This window comes from Delftia sp. ASV31, assembly GCF_016428765.1.
GTDB classification, from domain to species: Bacteria; Pseudomonadota; Gammaproteobacteria; order Burkholderiales; family Burkholderiaceae_C; genus Comamonas; species Comamonas acidovorans.
Genome location: NZ_JAELTK010000307.1, coordinates 1 through 310 on the forward strand (window position 1 = coordinate 1; position 310 = coordinate 310).

The following is a 310-nucleotide window of genomic DNA, read 5'->3' on the forward strand; positions in this document are numbered from 1 at the left end:
CATGGTGCTCATGGGCCGTGCCGCGCGCCTGCCTGCGCTGGCCCGGCCTTCAAGTGCCGACCGTGCCCTGGCGCTGGGCTGCCTGGAGCAGTTGGGCATCGCCCATCTGGCGCTGCGTCCCTACACCTGTCTCTTATACACATCTGACGCTGCCGACGAAATGCGAACAGTGTAGATCTCGGGGGGCGCCGGATCATTAAAAAGGGGGGGGGGGGGGGGGGGGGGGGGGGGGGGGGGGGGGGGGGGGGGGGGGGGGGGGGGGGGGGGGGGGGGGGGGGGGGGGGGGGGGGGGGGGGGGGGGGGGGGGGGG

Annotated in this window: 1 protein-coding gene and 1 pseudogene; one reads left to right on the forward strand and one right to left on the reverse strand. The window is 76.5% G+C overall.

The window, feature by feature from the left end:
* A pseudogene (locus JHD82_RS30410) lies at positions 1–127 on the forward strand (ABC transporter ATP-binding protein); the annotation flags it as partial.
* Here the strand turns inward: JHD82_RS30410 and JHD82_RS29555 are convergent.
* The coding region (locus tag JHD82_RS29555; RefSeq protein WP_199140480.1) for a hypothetical protein at positions 121–310 on the reverse strand (190 nt) is incomplete at its 5' end. The pseudogene JHD82_RS30410 and the gene JHD82_RS29555 overlap by 7 nt on opposite strands.